The sequence below is a fragment of the Enterobacter cloacae complex sp. 370H10 genome (assembly GCF_050031535.1).
In the GTDB taxonomy this organism is placed as follows: domain Bacteria; phylum Pseudomonadota; class Gammaproteobacteria; order Enterobacterales; family Enterobacteriaceae; genus Enterobacter; species Enterobacter intestinihominis.
Map to the genome: position 1 here is coordinate 1,059,698 of NZ_JBLGWG010000001.1, position 13,959 is coordinate 1,073,656.

Consider the following 13,959-nt stretch of genomic DNA (forward strand, 5'->3'; position numbering starts at 1 on the left):
GAGAGGAAGAGAACAGTGAATAAATCTCAACTGATTGACAAAATTGCTGCGGGTGCTGATATTTCTAAAGCTGCAGCTGGACGTGCTTTAGATGCTTTAATTGCTTCTGTTACTGAATCTCTGCAAGCTGGGGACGACGTTGCACTGGTAGGCTTCGGTACTTTTGCGGTTAAAGAGCGTGCTGCCCGTACTGGCCGCAACCCGCAGACCGGTAAAGAGATCACCATTGCTGCCGCTAAAGTGCCGGGTTTCCGTGCAGGTAAGGCGCTGAAAGACGCAGTAAATTGATTGCTTTCCCGCTCCAGGGAAGCTGAAAAGTATAAGGGCGCATCGTTTGATGTGCCTTTTTTGTTTGTCCAGACCTGATTTGTGCGAGTTTATGCGAGTTGTGGGCTGACAATTGCCCTGTTTTCTTGTCACAATACGCCTTTACGCGCGACGGTCAGGATTTTCCGTCAGCGTCAGGTAACCAGTCACCTACAGCGGAGTGTTGTTACACCATGATGGACAGCTTACGCACGGCTGCTAACAGTCTCGTGCTCAAGATTATTTTCGGTATCATTATCGTGTCGTTCATATTGACCGGTGTGAGTAGTTACCTCATCGGCGGTGGCGCGAACTACGCCGCAAAAGTGAATGGCCAGGAAATTAGCCGTGGGCAGTTCGAGAACGCTTTTGCTGGTGAACGTAACCGCATGCAGCAACAGCTGGGCGACCAATACTCTGAACTTGCAGCCAACGAAGGCTATATGAAAAACCTGCGTCAGCAGACGCTGAACCGCCTTATCGACGAAGCGCTGCTGGACCAGTACGCGAAAAGCCTCGGTCTGGGCATCAGCGATGAGCAGGTTAAAAAAGCCATCTTCTCGACGCAGGCTTTCCAGTCTAATGGGAAGTTCGACAACGCGCGTTACAACAGCATTGTTAACCAGATGGGGATGACGGCTGACCAGTACGCACAGGCGCTGCGTAACCAGTTGACCACGCAACAGCTGATCAACGCGGTGGTGGGCACCGATTTCATGCTGAAAGGCGAAACTGAAGCGCTGGCGGCACTGGTGGCGCAGCAACGCGTGGTGCGTGAAGCGACGATTGATGTCAATGCACTGGCGGCGAAACAGCAGGTTAGCGACGCTGAAGTTAATGCTTACTATGAGCAAAACAAGAACAACTTCATCTCTCCTGAACAGTTCCGCGTAAGCTATATCAAGCTGGATGCAGCTGCGATGCAGAAAAACGCGACTGACGCCGAGATCCAGTCTTATTACGACCAGCATCAGGATCAGTTCACTCAGCCGCAGCGTAACCGTTACAGCGTGATCCAGACCAAAACGGAAGCAGAAGCAAAAGCCGTGCTGGACGAGCTGAACAAAGGCGCTGATTTCGCGACCGTGGCGAAAGCAAAATCCACCGACATTATTTCTGCCAAAAACGGCGGTGATATGGGCTGGCTGGAAGATTCCACTACCCCGGACGAGCTGAAAAATGCGGGTCTTAAAGAGAAAGGCCAACTGTCTGGTGTAATCAAATCCTCCGTTGGCTTCCTGGTGGCGCGTCTGGACGATGTCGTGGCGGCGAAAACCAAGCCGCTGGCTGACGTTCGTGATGATATCGCTGCGAAAGTGAAGCAGGAGAAAGCGCTGGACGCCTTCTATGCTCTGCAACAGAAAGTGAGCGATGCCGCAAGCAACGACAACGAATCACTGGCGGGCGCTGAGCAGGCTGCTGGCGTGAAAGCGGTTGAGACGGGCTGGTTCAGCCATGAAAATCTGCCGGAAGAACTGAACTTCAAACCGGTTTCAGATGCCATTTTCAATGGTGGTCTGGTAGGTGAGAACGGTACGCCGGGCAGCAACTCAGACATCATTACCGTTGACGGTGACCGTGCGTTCGTACTGCGCGTCAGCGAGCACAAAGCCGAGGCAGTGAAGCCCCTGGCGGAAGTGAAAGATCAGGTGGTGGCGCTGGTCAAACACAACAAAGCGGCACAGCAGGCAAAACTGGATGCAGAGAAAATTCTGGCCGATCTGAAAGCCGGTAAGAACGATGCACTGAAAGCGGCTGGCCTGAACTTTGGCGAAGCCAAAACGCTGAGCCGTACCGGTCAGGATCCTGTCAGCCAGGCGGCGTTTGGTCTGAGCCTGCCGGCGAAAGACAAACCTGTCTTTGGCACCACGACCGATATGCAGGGTAACGTGGTGATTCTGGCTCTGGATGAAGTCAAAGCCGGCACGCTGCCAGACGCGCAGAAGAAGGCCATGGTTCAGGGAATTACCCAGAATAATGCCCAGATTGCTTTCGAAGCGATGATGAGCAACCTGCGTAAAGAAGCCAAAATCAAGCTGGGTGATGTGGTGACCCAGGAGCAATAATTACGTACCTGCTCGCAGATTTTCGTAACGCTCTGCAAAAAACTAAAGGCCGCTTTCGCGGCCTTTTCCATTTCTGCAATCTGCTGTTTGTCCCTGTTTTCTCGTACGGCTATCGTGGCGTGGCTGTCAACAAACAAGGAGAAAACAGCATGAAATGTGGAATCAAAGCACTGTTAATTACACTGGCTATTGCCACTTCCGGGATGAGTGCGGGCGCGCTGGCGGCGTCGCCCTCGGCTAAAGCGCAGGCTGCACAGACCAAAACAGACTCAGCTGCGCAGGCTCATACGCAATCAAAAGCGACTGATGCCGGTAAAAGTGCAGAGGATGACGGTACGCGAGTCAGCATCAATTCGGCATCGGCAGAAGAGCTCGCGCGCGTGATGAACGGTGTGGGACTTAAAAAAGCCCAGGCCATTGTTAGCTACCGCGAGGAGTACGGTCCTTTCAAAACCCTTGACGATCTCAAGCAGGTGCCGGGTATGGGCAGCGCGCTGGTTGAGCGCAATCTCGCACACCTGACGCTGTAATCGCGTAATCACTTGCACTGCGGCAAAAATTTGCCAGGATAAAGAGGTCATACCAGTTATGACCTCTGAACCTATAACAACGAAAGGCTATTGCGCTATGCAGACACAAATCAAAGTCCGTGGTTATCACCTCGATGTTTACCAGCACGTCAATAACGCCCGCTACCTTGAATTTCTTGAAGAGGCGCGCTGGGATGGCCTGGAGAACAGCGAAAGCTTCCAGTGGCTGACCGCACACAACATCGCGTTTGTGGTCGTCAACATCAACATTAACTACCGCCGCCCGGCTGTGCTTGGGGATGTGCTCACCGTGACCAGTGAGGTCCAACAACTGAATGGCAAAAGTGGTGTATTGAGCCAGGTCGTCACGCTTGAGCCAGAAGGGCAGGTGGTGGCCGATGCGCTGATCACCTTTGTCTGTATCGATCTCAAAACCCAGAAAGCGTTGCCGCTGGAAGGGGAGTTGCGCGAAAAGCTGGAGCTGATGATCGCATAAGTAATATTCAGGAATGCCCGCGCTGTCGACTCCTGTTGTACGACAGCGCGGACAGTTAGCCCTTATTTCAGACCGGTCTTTTTCTGCATCGCGGCCATCACGCCCGCTTTATCCGCAAGATAATGATTCAGACCGTTCGCGCGCAGGTTACAGGCGGCACACTGCCCGCAGCCGTCCCCTTTAATGCCGTTGTAGCAGGTCAGGGTCTCGTTGCGAACGATATCCAGCTTGCCCCAGTAGTCGGCCAGCGCCCAGGTTTCGGCTTTATCCAGCCACATCAGCGGCGTTTCGAAGCGGGTCTCTTTTGCCATACCCAAATCGACGGCGTGATTGAGTGCTTTCACGAATTCATCCCGACAGTCCGGGTAGCCAGAGAAGTCGGTCTCACACACGCCCGTGATCACCGCTTCGGCTTTCACCTGGTAGGCATAGATTGCCGTCAGGGTCAGGAAGAGAATATTACGCCCAGGTACGAAGGTATTCGGAATGCCGCTGGCATCCGGTTCGTAATCAGGAACCGGAATGCTGTCGCGGGTGAGGCTGCTGACGGCCAGCTCATTTAACAGCGTCACGTCCAGCACTTTATGAGCGCGGGCGCCCAGTTTGAGGGCCAGTTCACGAGCGACATCGATTTCAGCGCGATGACGCTGACCATAATCAAAAGTGACGCAGTGCACTTCATCATACTGGTGAAGTGCCTGAATCAGGCAGGTTGTGGAATCTTGTCCTCCGCTGAACACGACGACGGCACGTTTCATAGATCATCTCGACAGTTACGGTAAAAGCGTCATGTTAACGCCTGGCTAAAGCGGCGACCAGCTTCTTCACGCGTTTGGTGGAGGAAGCCAGGCTTCGGTGAAGTCAAACCAGCCGCGAGTGTTAAGGCGTATGCCGTTGACGCCCGGAGGAGCGCTGATTTGATACTGGTAGTTAAAGAGCGGTGTCAGGACGGCTGTCTCCATTAATCGGCTGAAGATAGCCTGAAGTCCTGCGTGTCGGTCACGTTCGTCGGCCTGCGTCTGCACCGCATCCAGTGTGGCCTGCAAATGGGCGTATGCCGGTGCGCTCAGCAGATGCGGCCAGAGCGCATCGCAGCGGAGCCATTGCTCAAGGGTGTACGCTGGCGCTTCGCCAATCAGTCTGTCTCCCATCATGATGTCTGCATCGGCAAGCTGCTGGCAACCGTCCCACGTCTTGGCGTCGTGAAAGATGACGGTCAGTTCACACCCCTGCCGCGCAAGGTATGCTTTTAACTGACTGGCCATGGTGTGAAGCTCAACCGGCAGGTGGTAGACAAGCGTCAATGCCTCTGGCAGCACAACGTCGGTTAAATCAGTCCACTGGGGGATCGCCCAGCCGGGAAGCAGTTCCTCGGTAGGAGTGATGAGCCCTTCGTTCAGGGGAAGCGTGTGCAGCAGCGTTGAGAGATGAATGATATTAATCAGCCGCTTTGCCTGAAGTTCGCTCAGACGCGGACTTTGTTTCAGCGTGAGGTAGCAGAAGCCCAGACTGGTGCTGTTACTCACCAGCCGCAGGCTGGCCAGCTCGTCGGCCTCGCCAATGGCGATTTGCACCGGGTGGCGACAGCTGGTGCCCAGACTGTAGTCAAAAAGCTGGGGCGTGATCCAGTACTCGATAGCCTTAAGCAACGGATGGCCAAGATGATACTGCTCGTGGCTTTCCAGACGCACCAGTTCAGGCTCAAAAACGCTCAGCCGGAAGGGACCGCTGCCCACCACGGGGTAATCAGAATGCGCCAGACGGCTACAGTAGGTTGCCAGCCTGTGCGCCAGCCAATAGTCAGGTTGATGCAGAATAAACGTCAGGCACTGCGGATGCGTGGTTTCGATACGTAAGACGCTTCGGAAAAGCGTGCCCATGCCGGGCTGCGATAGCAGCGCCGTCAGGCTTTGCCTGAGCTGTGCCGTCTCTATTTTATCGCCGTTATGCCAGTGCAGGGTGGAGCGTATGTAGAAATGCCAGCGCAGGCCGTCAGCGGAGATTTCCCAGTGATGCGCCAGATCGCCCGTGGGTTCACTGCTGTTACCATTAAAACGCGTCAAACCAGAGAATACCTGTCCCGCCAGATGCTGCTCCGCCCGGCCAGGGAGAAACCCCGGCTGAAGCGGCTCCAGCGAGCGATAGTAGGGAATACGCAGCGTCGGCGTATCGTTCTGCCATTGCCCGCCCATAAACGGATGCAGCAGCGATCGCAAATCTTCAGGCGCGAGCTGGGCCAGCTCCAGCGCGTTGTGCTGCTGTCCACTTTTCAGGGCCTCTTCCATCATCGTATTACGCAACGAATCCGGGGTGACGTGAAAGCGTAATTCCCCACGCTTTCCTCGTCCGGAGCGGGCGTGCCAGCTTAGCCAGCCCGCCTCCTGCGCCTGGCGCAGCAGGGTGCGTACATGTCGCTCGCTGCAAAAGCAGCGGCTGGCAAGTTCACTGATGGTCACCTGCTGCGTTGCGCCGGCGGAGGGGTGCCACAGACGCTGATACTGGTTAAGACGGTTAAGCTGGCGCATGAAAAACCCGGAACAATAATTATCATCTATTCACTATTACTTCCGTATATCTCACGTAATACTGATGCACAAGTTAACCGCATCACATTTCGGGAGTAATTATGGCTCGGCTCGCTGCATTTGATATGGACGGCACGCTGTTAATGCCGGATCACCGTTTAGGGGAGAAAACCCTGAACACACTTAAGCGCCTGCGCGAGCGTGAAGTCACCCTGACGTTTGCCACTGGTCGTCATGTGCTGGAGATGCGCCATCTGCTGGGAACATTTGCCCTCGATGCGTTCCTGATCACCGGCAACGGGACGCGCATTCACTCCGTCGAGGGCGATGTGCTGCACCGTCAGGATCTGGATCCGGAAGTGGCGGACATCGTCCTGCACAGCACCTGGGATACGCAGGCCAGCGTGCATGTTTTTAACGATGAAGGCTGGTTTACCGGGCGTGAGATCCCGGCCTTGCTGCACGCTCACGTTTACAGTGGCTTTAAATATCAGCTCATCGATTTGCGCCGCATTCCGGCACACAAGGTAACCAAGATCTGCTTCTGCGGCGATCACGACGATCTCTGCCGCCTGCGTATTCAGCTTAACGAGGCGCTGGGCGACCGGGCGCACCTGACCTTCTCGGCGGTGGACTGTCTTGAAGTGCTGCCGGTGGGCTGTAACAAAGGATCTGCGCTGGCGGTGCTGAGCGATCGTCTGGGGCTGACGATGCAGGACTGTATGGCCTTTGGTGACGCCATGAACGACCACGAGATGCTGAGCAGCGTAGGCCGTGGGCTGATTATGGGGAACGCGATGCCGCAACTTATCGCCGCGCTCCCGCATTTACCGGTTATCGGACACTGTCGTAACGAAGCGGTGTCCCATTTTTTGACCCATTGGCTGGACAAAAATAACCTCCCATATTCCCCCGAATAGCGAGATCCTTCCAGCAAGCCAGGCTAAAGCCTGGCTTTTTTTTATTTCACCAGATGCAAAATCTGCGCTTTCCACGGTTCAACATCGCCAATATTGGCCTGCACCCATTCTGCGTTGTAATAGGTGTCCAGGTAGCGCTCCCCGCTGTCGCACAGCAGCGTGACGACAGAGCCGCTAAGGCCTTCTTCACGCATTCTCGCGGCCAGTTGTAGCGCCCCCCACATATTGGTGCCGGTAGAGGCCCCGACCTTACGGCCAAGCTGTGTCTCCAGCCAGTGCGCCGTCGCGACGCTGGCGGCGTCCGGCACGCGGAGCATCTCATCCACAACGTCCGGAATGAACGAGGGTTCGACGCGCGGGCGACCAATTCCTTCGATCTTGCTCCCCACAGGGCTCCGCAGGCTGGCATCGCGAGATTGCCAGTAATCAAGGAACACCGAGTTCTGAGGGTCAACCACCATCAGCTGCGTATCATAACCCTGACAGCGGATATAACGTCCGATGGTGGCGGAGGTTCCGCCCGTGCCCGCGCTCATGACAATGTAAGAGGGGACGGGATGTGGCTCGTGGGTCATCTGGCGGAAAATGCTGTCCGCAATGTTATTATTGCCGCGCCAGTCGGTGGCGCGCTCGGCGAAGGTGAACTGGTCCATATAGTGACCATTTAGTTCGCGGGCCAGCATTTCGGAGGCCGCATAGATTTCGCAGGCGCTTTCCACAAAGTGGCAGCGTCCGCCGTAAAATTCGATCTGTTCAACTTTACGTTTCGCCGTGCAGGAGGGCATCACAGCGATAAACGGCAGGCCCAGCAGGCGGGCAAAGTAGGCCTCTGAGACGGCAGTTGATCCGGACGACGATTCAATAATCGTGGTGCCTTCTTTAATCCAGCCGTTACATAAACCGTATAAAAAGAGTGAACGCGCCAGGCGATGCTTCAGGCTGCCGGTAGGATGGGTACTTTCATCCTTCAGGTAAAGCTGAATGCCGGGAAATCCAGGCAAAGGCAGGCGGATCAAATGGGTGTCTGCCGAGCGCTGATAGTCGGCATTTATTTCGCTGATGGCATGTTTAACCCAGGTGCTATTCATCGTAGTTATCCGTTTGTCATTTTGTGCCCAGCATAGCGAAAAGCACAGAAAAAATTGTTGCTATCTGGCCTTTAAAATAGAATGTAAGGAGAATAATTTTCTCTGTGAGGTGGATATGCTAGATAAAATTGACCGCAAGCTGCTTTCTTTGCTGCAAAGCGACTGCACCCTCTCTTTGCAGGCGCTGGCAGATGCCGTTAATCTGACCACCACACCGTGCTGGAAGCGCCTCAGGAAGCTGGAAGACGATGGCATTCTGCTGGGACGTGTGGCGCTGCTGGACCCCGAAAAACTGGGGCTTGGACTGACCGCCTTCGTCCTGATAAAAACGCAGCATCACAGCAGCGAATGGTACAGCCGCTTCGTCACCCAGGTTTCCGACATGCCCGAGGTGCTCGGCTTCTGGCGCATGGCGGGGGAATACGACTATCTGATGCGCGTTCAGGTGGCAGACATGAAGCGCTACGATGATTTTTACAAGCGGCTGGTCAATAGCGTACCGGGCTTGTCCGATGTCACCTCCAGTTTCGCCATGGAACAGATTAAATACACCACAGCGTTACCCATTGAATAACTTCATAAAATATCTTCAGGAAAAGACCGCGTGCGATTATTTGCCCAATTAAGCTGGTACTTTCGTCGGGAGTGGCAACGCTACCTCGGCGCGGTGGCCCTGCTTATTATCATTGCCATTTTGCAACTGATCCCGCCCAAAGTGGTGGGATACGTCGTGGATGGTGTTACGGAACAACATTACACCGCCGCACGGGTGATGATGTGGGTCGGTACGCTGGTGTTGACGGCCGTGGTGGTTTACCTGCTGCGTTATGTCTGGCGCGTGCTGCTGTTCGGCGCGTCCTATCAGCTTGCCGTTGAGCTGCGCGAGGACTTTTACCGCCAGCTGAGCCGCCAGCACCCTGAGTTTTATCTGCGTCACCGTACCGGGGATCTCATCGCCCGCGCCACAAACGATGTGGACCGTGTGGTGTTTGCCGCCGGTGAAGGGGTGTTAACGCTGGTGGATTCCCTGGTGATGGGCTGTGCGGTACTGATTGTGATGTCTACGCAAATTAGCTGGGAGCTCACGCTGCTAGCGCTGCTGCCAATGCCGCTGATGGCGCTGGCAATTAACCGCTACGGCGAGCAGCTCCATGAACGCTTTAAGCTGGCGCAGGCGGCGTTCTCGTCGCTGAACGATCGCACCCAGGAGAGCATGACCAGCATCCGCATGATCAAAGCGTTTGGTCTGGAAGACCGCCAGTCCGCGCTGTTTGCCGCCGACGCCGCCGATACCGGCGCGAAAAACATGCGCGTGGCGCGTATTGATGCCCGTTTCGATCCGACAATTTATATTGCGATTGGTATGGCGAACCTGCTGGCGGTGGGCGGCGGCAGCTGGATGGTGGTGCGAGGCACCATGACCCTCGGGCAGTTAACCAGCTTTGCGATGTACCTCGGGCTGATGATTTGGCCGATGCTGGCGCTGGCCTGGATGTTTAACATCGTTGAACGTGGGAGCGCCGCCTACAGCCGTATCCGCGCCATGCTGGCGGAAGTGCCGGTAGTGAACGATGGCAGCGAGCCGGTACCGGAAGGTCCGGGTGTTCTGAAGGCTGATATCCGCGTCTTTATCTACCCGCAAACGGAACATCCGGTGCTTGAAAACGTCAGTTTCACGCTGCGTCCTGGTCAGATGCTGGGCATCTGCGGCCCGACGGGCTCCGGTAAAAGCACCATTCTGTCGCTGATTCAGCGCCATTTTGACGTGAGCGAAGGCGATATCCGTTTCCATGACGTCTCCCTGCCACGTCTGCTGCTGGATGACTGGCGCAGCCGCCTGGCGGTCGTCAGCCAGACGCCGTTTTTGTTTTCAGACACCATAGCCAACAATATCGCGCTCGGGTGCCCGACGGCGACACAGGACCAGATCGAGCATGTGGCGCGCTTAGCCAGCGTCCACGAGGATATTCTGCGCCTGCCGCAGGGCTACGACACAGAAGTGGGTGAGCGGGGCGTTATGCTCTCCGGTGGACAAAAACAGCGTATCTCTATTGCCCGCGCGCTGCTGCTGGACGCTGAGATCCTGATTCTGGATGATGCGCTGTCCGCGGTTGACGGGCGTACCGAGCATCAAATTCTGCATAACCTTCGGCAGTGGGGGGAGGGGCGCACGGTCATCATCAGCGCGCACCGTCTGTCGGCCCTTACCGAAGCCAGTGAAATTCTGGTGCTTCAGCACGGGCATATTGCTCAGCGTGGTCAGCATGAGCAGCTTGCCGGGCAGGCCGGCTGGTATCGGGATATGTACCGCTATCAACAGCTTGAAGCTGCGCTGGATGAGGAGGTCACCGATGCGTAAGTTTGGACAGATGTGGCCGACGTTAAAACGGCTGCTCGCCTATGGCTCACCGTGGCGCAAACCGCTTTCCATCGCCGTGCTGTTACTGTGGATCGCCGCGATTGCGGAGGTGACCGGTCCGCTGCTTATCAGCTATTTTATCGATAACATGGTGGCGAAAAGCTATCTGCCGCTGGGGCTGGTGGCGGGGCTGGGTGTGGCGTATGTCGGGCTACAGCTGACGGCGGCGGGGCTGCACTATGCGCAGTCGCTGCTGTTTAACCGGGCCGCCGTGGGCGTGGTCCAGCAGCTACGCACGGATGTGATGGATGCCGCGCTGCGTCAGCCGCTGAGCGAGTTTGATACCCAGCCGGTCGGGCAGGTTATTTCGCGCGTCACCAATGACACCGAGGTGATCCGCGACCTTTATGTGACCGTTGTCGCAACGGTTCTGCGCAGTGCCGCATTGATTGGCGCGATGCTGGTGGCGATGTTCAGTCTGGACTGGCGGATGGCGCTGGTGGCGATCGCTATTTTCCCGGCGGTGCTGATTGTGATGGTAATTTACCAGCGCTACAGCACGCCGATTGTTCGTCGCGTGCGCGCTTACCTTGCAGATATCAATGATGGCTTCAACGAAGTGATCAACGGCATGAGCGTTATCCAGCAGTTTCGCCAGCAGGCGCGTTTTGGCGAGCGAATGGGAGAAGCCAGCCGTTCGCACTATATGGCGCGGATGCAGACGTTACGTCTGGACGGCTTCCTGTTACGCCCGCTGCTGAGCCTCTTCTCTGCGCTGGTGCTGTGCGGGATGTTGATGCTGTTTGGCCTGACGACGCGTGGAACCATTGAGGTGGGAGTGCTGTACGCGTTTATCAGTTACCTTGGCCGTCTTAACGAACCGCTGATTGAACTCACTACGCAGCAATCGATGCTGCAACAGGCGGTAGTCGCGGGTGAGCGTGTGTTTGAGCTGATGGACAGGCCGCGTCAGACCTATGGCGATGATGAACGTCCGCTGGAAAGTGGATCCATAGCGTTTGATCATGTCTCGTTTGCCTACCGCGACGATCAGCTTGTCTTGCAGGATATCAACCTCGAGGTACCGTCGCGCGGTTTTGTCGCACTGGTTGGGCATACCGGCAGCGGCAAAAGCACGCTCGCCAGTTTGCTGATGGGCTACTATCCGTTGACGCAGGGGGAGATCCGTCTGGATGGACGGCCTCTTTCCGCGCTTAGCCACAACGCGTTGCGTAAAGGCGTCGCGATGGTGCAGCAGGATCCGGTAGTGCTGGCGGATACCTTTTATGCCAACGTGACGCTGGGACGATCTTTCACGCCTGAGCAGGTATGGGAGGTGCTGGAAACGGTGCAGCTGGCAGATCTGGCGCGCGGGTTAAGCGAGGGGATCAATACCCGGCTGGGCGAGCAAGGCAATAACCTCTCTGTCGGGCAAAAGCAGCTCCTGGCGCTGGCGCGCGTGCTGATTGAGACGCCGCAGGTGTTGATTCTGGATGAAGCGACCGCAAGCATCGACTCCGGTACCGAACAGGCGATCCAGCTGGCGCTGGCTGCCGTGCGGGATCGCACTACGCTGGTGGTGATCGCTCACCGCCTCTCAACGATCGTCGATGCCGATACCATTCTGGTGCTGCACCGTGGCCAGGCCGTTGAACGGGGTACGCACAAAGCGTTGCTTGAGGCAAAAGGACGCTACTGGCAGATGTATCAGTTGCAGCTGGCAGGCGACGAGCTGGCCGCCAGCGTGCGCGAGGAGGAGTCGCTCAGCGCCTGATGCACCATAACAAGGCAATGCGCTAACAGTCTTAACCGTTGGTGCAAAACTGAAACGCACCCTGCACTGCCATGGTGCGTTTTTTTTCACCCCTTCGCGGCGCATGCGCGCCGCGGCGCTTTCCTCCTCACATTTCACTTCTGGCACACCCTTTGCAATATCCCTCTCGTGTTAGCTGCGGCCATTACCGAATTCTGACTGGAGGGGATATATGAAGCTGGTTACGGTGGTAATCAAACCATTCAAACTCGAAGACGTGCGTGAAGCGCTGTCTTCCATGGGTATTCAGGGACTGACTGTCACCGAAGTGAAAGGCTTTGGGCGTCAGAAAGGTCATGCCGAGCTTTATCGCGGGGCGGAATACAGCGTTAACTTCCTGCCAAAAGTGAAGATTGATGTGGCGATTGCCGACGATCAGCTTGATGAGGTGATTGATGTCGTCAGCAAAGCGGCCTACACCGGAAAAATTGGCGACGGCAAAATTTTCGTTGCCGAACTACAGCGCGTCATTCGCATCCGTACCGGCGAATCTGACGAAGCGGCGTTGTAAGTAACTCCTGGCACACAGTGATAGGGATCGAGAAAATGATGAAAGCAACAATGAAAACAGGTCTGGGTTCGCTGGCACTGCTGCCGGGCCTGGCAATGGCTGCACCTGCTGTGGCAGACAAAGCCGATAACGCCTTTATGATGATTTGCACCGCACTGGTGCTGTTCATGACGATTCCGGGGATCGCGCTGTTTTACGGCGGCCTGATCCGCGGCAAGAACGTACTCTCCATGCTGACGCAGGTTGCCGTCACGTTCGCGCTGGTGTGCGTGCTGTGGGTGGTTTACGGTTATTCGCTGGCCTTCGGGGAGGGCAACGCCTTCTTCGGCAACGTTAACTGGGCGATGCTGAAAAATATCGAACTGACCGCGGTAATGGGCAGCTTCTATCAGTATATTCATGTCGCGTTCCAGGGCTCATTCGCGTGCATTACCGTGGGGCTGATTGTGGGCGCGCTGGCTGAGCGTATCCGCTTCTCTGCGGTACTGATTTTCGTGGTGGTCTGGCTGACGCTCTCCTATGTCCCGATTGCGCATATGGTCTGGGGCGGTGGTCTGTTGGCTTCCCATGGCGCTCTGGACTTTGCGGGCGGCACCGTTGTTCACATCAACGCCGCCGTAGCCGGCCTGGTAGGCGCATACCTGATTGGCAAGCGCGTGGGCTTCGGGAAAGAAGCATTTAAGCCGCACAACCTGCCGATGGTCTTTACCGGCACCGCCATCCTCTACTTTGGCTGGTTCGGCTTCAACGCAGGTTCAGCCAGCGCCGCTAACGAAATCGCCGCGCTGGCCTTCGTGAATACCGTGGTGGCAACTGCCGGGGCCATCCTCTCATGGGTATTTGGCGAGTGGGCCGTTCGCGGCAAGCCATCCCTGCTGGGTGCCTGTTCTGGGGCGATTGCCGGTCTGGTAGGTATTACGCCAGCATGCGGTTACGTGGGCGTGGGCGGCGCATTGCTGATCGGTATCGTCGCGGGTCTGGCGGGGCTGTGGGGCGTTACCGCACTGAAACGTATTCTGCGCGTTGACGATCCGTGTGATGTATTCGGCGTACACGGTGTGTGCGGCATTATCGGCTGTATCATGACCGGTATCTTTGCTGCACAATCTTTGGGCGGCGTGGGTTATGCTGAAGGCGTGACCATGATGCATCAGGTGCTGGTCCAGCTTGAAAGTATCGCGATTACGGTTGTCTGGTCGGGCGTTGTAGCTTTTATCGGCTACAAGCTGGCCGATATGACCGTGGGGCTGCGCGTACCGGAAGAGCAGGAGCGCGAAGGTCTGGACGTCAACAGCCACGGCGAGAATGCGTACAACGCATAATTTGAGTGCCTTGCCGGGTGGTG

13 protein-coding genes are annotated in these 13,959 nt (G+C 56.3%); 10 read left to right on the forward strand and 3 right to left on the reverse strand.

Annotation, left to right across the window (positions count from 1 at the left end; translation table 11 throughout):
• Window positions 1-15 precede the first annotated feature (15 nt).
• The 4 genes from hupB to ACQG2Q_RS04995 all read left to right on the forward strand — a co-directional run bounded on the left by hupB (window position 16) and on the right by ACQG2Q_RS04995 (window position 3,398).
• Window positions 16-288 (forward strand): nucleoid-associated protein HU-beta, encoded by a 273-nt coding sequence (gene hupB, locus ACQG2Q_RS04980; protein ID WP_002444653.1) that lies wholly within the window; start codon window positions 16-18, stop codon window positions 286-288.
• 212 nt (window positions 289-500) lie between these two features.
• A complete protein-coding gene (gene ppiD / locus ACQG2Q_RS04985; RefSeq protein ID WP_023299452.1) occupies window positions 501-2,372 on the forward strand; it encodes a peptidylprolyl isomerase in 1,872 nt (623 codons plus the stop codon).
• A 149-nt stretch (window positions 2,373-2,521) separates the two neighbouring features.
• Complete coding sequence (locus ACQG2Q_RS04990) at window positions 2,522-2,902, forward strand: helix-hairpin-helix domain-containing protein (protein WP_023305584.1); 381 nt, start codon at window positions 2,522-2,524, stop codon at window positions 2,900-2,902.
• A gap of 97 nt (window positions 2,903-2,999) precedes the next feature.
• Window positions 3,000-3,398, forward strand: coding sequence for a YbgC/FadM family acyl-CoA thioesterase (locus tag ACQG2Q_RS04995; protein WP_017694410.1), 399 nt, complete (start codon window positions 3,000-3,002; stop codon window positions 3,396-3,398).
• A 62-nt stretch (window positions 3,399-3,460) separates the two neighbouring features.
• On the opposite strand, the gene queC is transcribed toward ACQG2Q_RS04995, so the two are convergent.
• Together queC and ACQG2Q_RS05005 are read right to left on the reverse strand one after the other, a co-directional pair.
• The gene (queC, locus tag ACQG2Q_RS05000; RefSeq protein WP_022647250.1) at window positions 3,461-4,156 is read right to left on the reverse strand and encodes a 7-cyano-7-deazaguanine synthase QueC; all 696 of its coding nucleotides are present in this window, start codon (window positions 4,154-4,156) and stop codon (window positions 3,461-3,463) included.
• 66 nt (window positions 4,157-4,222) lie between these two features.
• Entirely contained in the window at window positions 4,223-5,923 is a 1,701-nt protein-coding gene (locus ACQG2Q_RS05005; RefSeq protein WP_063849488.1) for an SgrR family transcriptional regulator, read from the reverse strand.
• 101 nt (window positions 5,924-6,024) lie between these two features.
• Between ACQG2Q_RS05005 and cof the strand changes: the two genes are divergently transcribed.
• A complete protein-coding gene (cof, locus tag ACQG2Q_RS05010; RefSeq protein WP_023299454.1) occupies window positions 6,025-6,843 on the forward strand; it encodes an HMP-PP phosphatase in 819 nt (272 codons plus the stop codon).
• Between the two features lie 41 nt (window positions 6,844-6,884).
• On the opposite strand, the gene ACQG2Q_RS05015 is transcribed toward cof, so the two are convergent.
• Window positions 6,885-7,931 carry a PLP-dependent cysteine synthase family protein gene (locus ACQG2Q_RS05015; protein WP_023299455.1) on the reverse strand — a complete coding sequence of 349 codons (1,047 nt, stop codon included), beginning with the start codon at window positions 7,929-7,931 and terminating at the stop codon, window positions 6,885-6,887.
• 115 nt (window positions 7,932-8,046) lie between these two features.
• On the opposite strand from ACQG2Q_RS05015, the gene ACQG2Q_RS05020 reads away from it, so the two are divergent.
• From ACQG2Q_RS05020 to amtB, 5 genes are all read left to right on the forward strand, one after another.
• Entirely contained in the window at window positions 8,047-8,505 is a 459-nt protein-coding gene (locus ACQG2Q_RS05020) for an Lrp/AsnC family transcriptional regulator (protein ID WP_063849489.1), read from the forward strand.
• Between the two features lie 30 nt (window positions 8,506-8,535).
• Window positions 8,536-10,290 carry a SmdA family multidrug ABC transporter permease/ATP-binding protein gene (locus ACQG2Q_RS05025; RefSeq protein WP_023305589.1) on the forward strand — a complete coding sequence of 585 codons (1,755 nt, stop codon included), beginning with the start codon at window positions 8,536-8,538 and terminating at the stop codon, window positions 10,288-10,290.
• Window positions 10,283-12,064: a SmdB family multidrug efflux ABC transporter permease/ATP-binding protein gene (locus ACQG2Q_RS05030; RefSeq protein ID WP_023299457.1), complete on the forward strand. Its 1,782-nt coding sequence runs from the start codon at window positions 10,283-10,285 to the stop codon at window positions 12,062-12,064. Before ACQG2Q_RS05025 ends, ACQG2Q_RS05030 begins: the two co-directional genes overlap by 8 nt.
• Before the next feature lie 211 nt (window positions 12,065-12,275).
• A complete protein-coding gene (gene glnK / locus ACQG2Q_RS05035; protein ID WP_006809867.1) occupies window positions 12,276-12,614 on the forward strand; it encodes a P-II family nitrogen regulator in 339 nt (112 codons plus the stop codon).
• 35 nt (window positions 12,615-12,649) lie between these two features.
• Window positions 12,650-13,936, forward strand: a complete 1,287-nt coding sequence (amtB, locus tag ACQG2Q_RS05040) for an ammonium transporter AmtB (RefSeq protein ID WP_022647257.1) — start codon at window positions 12,650-12,652, stop codon at window positions 13,934-13,936.
• The last annotated feature ends 23 nt before the right edge of the window (window positions 13,937-13,959 follow it).

Coding starts and splice junctions, on each gene's coding strand:
- ppiD (WP_023299452.1), top strand. CDS start 501: ATGATGGACAGCTTACGCACGGCTGCTAACAGTCTCGTGCTCAAGATT.
- ACQG2Q_RS04990 (WP_023305584.1), top strand. CDS start 2,522: ATGAAATGTGGAATCAAAGCACTGTTAATTACACTGGCTATTGCCACT.
- ACQG2Q_RS04995 (WP_017694410.1), top strand. CDS start 3,000: ATGCAGACACAAATCAAAGTCCGTGGTTATCACCTCGATGTTTACCAG.
- queC (WP_022647250.1), bottom strand. CDS start 4,156: ATGAAACGTGCCGTCGTCGTGTTCAGCGGAGGACAAGATTCCACAACC.
- ACQG2Q_RS05005 (WP_063849488.1), bottom strand. CDS start 5,923: ATGCGCCAGCTTAACCGTCTTAACCAGTATCAGCGTCTGTGGCACCCC.
- cof (WP_023299454.1), top strand. CDS start 6,025: ATGGCTCGGCTCGCTGCATTTGATATGGACGGCACGCTGTTAATGCCG.
- ACQG2Q_RS05015 (WP_023299455.1), bottom strand. CDS start 7,931: ATGAATAGCACCTGGGTTAAACATGCCATCAGCGAAATAAATGCCGAC.
- ACQG2Q_RS05020 (WP_063849489.1), top strand. CDS start 8,047: ATGCTAGATAAAATTGACCGCAAGCTGCTTTCTTTGCTGCAAAGCGAC.
- ACQG2Q_RS05030 (WP_023299457.1), top strand. CDS start 10,283: ATGCGTAAGTTTGGACAGATGTGGCCGACGTTAAAACGGCTGCTCGCC.
- glnK (WP_006809867.1), top strand. CDS start 12,276: ATGAAGCTGGTTACGGTGGTAATCAAACCATTCAAACTCGAAGACGTG.
- amtB (WP_022647257.1), top strand. CDS start 12,650: ATGATGAAAGCAACAATGAAAACAGGTCTGGGTTCGCTGGCACTGCTG.